2 protein-coding genes are annotated in these 997 nt (G+C 67.2%); both read left to right on the top strand.

What is annotated here, in order from left to right:
* Positions 1–149 (top strand): biotin/lipoyl-containing protein (locus tag CWM58_RS27855; protein ID WP_100682226.1); only part of this gene is annotated, 149 nt, incomplete at its 5' end.
* Between the two features lie 15 nt (positions 150–164).
* The coding region (locus CWM58_RS27850; RefSeq protein ID WP_133122445.1) for a sodium ion-translocating decarboxylase subunit beta at positions 165–997 on the top strand (833 nt) is incomplete at its 3' end.

Raw genomic sequence — 997 nt, 5'->3', positions numbered from 1 at the left:
CGGTGGCCGAAGGCGAGGTGCTGCTGATTCTGGAAGCCATGAAGATGGAGACCGAAATCCGCGCCGCGCAGGCCGGGACCGTGCGCGGCATCGCGGTGAAAGCCGGCGACGCGGTGGCGGTCGGCGACACCCTGCTGCAGCTGGCGTAAGGACGAGGAGCGGAAATGGAAAGTCTGAACGCCCTGATTCAGGGCATGGGGCTGATGCACCTCGGCGCCGGCCAGGCGGTGATGCTGCTGGTCAGCCTGCTGCTGCTGTGGCTGGCGATTGCCAGGAAGTTTGAGCCGTTACTGCTGCTGCCGATTGGCTTCGGCGGCCTGCTCTCCAATATTCCGGAGGCCGGGCTGGCACTGAGCGCGCTGGAAAACCTGCTGGCCCACCACGACCCGGCACAGCTGGCGGTGATTGCCGCGAAGCTCCACTGCACGCCGGACGTCCACGCCATCAAGGAGGCGCTGGCCCTGGCCCTGCCGTCGGTGCAGGGGCAGATGGAGAGCCTCGCGGTGGACATGGGCTACTCCTCCGGGGTGCTGGCCATCTTCTATAAGGTGGCGATTGGCTCGGGCATCGCGCCGCTGGTCATCTTTATGGGCGTCGGGGCAATGACCGACTTCGGCCCGCTGCTGGCCAACCCGCGCACCCTGCTGCTGGGGGCGGCGGCGCAGTTCGGTATCTTCGCCACTGTGCTCGGGGCGCTGACGCTGAACTACTTCGGCATCATCAGCTTCACCCTGCCGCAGGCGGCGGCCATCGGCATCATCGGCGGCGCCGACGGCCCGACGGCGATTTACCTGTCGGGCAAACTGGCGCCGGAGCTGCTGGGGGCCATCGCGGTGGCGGCGTACTCCTACATGGCGCTGGTGCCGCTGATCCAGCCGCCGATCATGAAGGCGCTGACCACGAATAAGGAGCGGAAGATCCGCATGGTGCAGCTGCGCACGGTGAGCCGGCGGGAGAAGATCCTCTTCCCGGCGGTGCTGTTGCTGCTGGTGGCGCT

It is taken from the genome of Klebsiella sp. H-Nf2 (assembly GCF_002806645.1).
GTDB classification, from domain to species: domain Bacteria; phylum Pseudomonadota; class Gammaproteobacteria; order Enterobacterales; family Enterobacteriaceae; genus Klebsiella; species Klebsiella variicola.
This window is presented reverse-complemented; position numbering and strand designations above follow the sequence as displayed.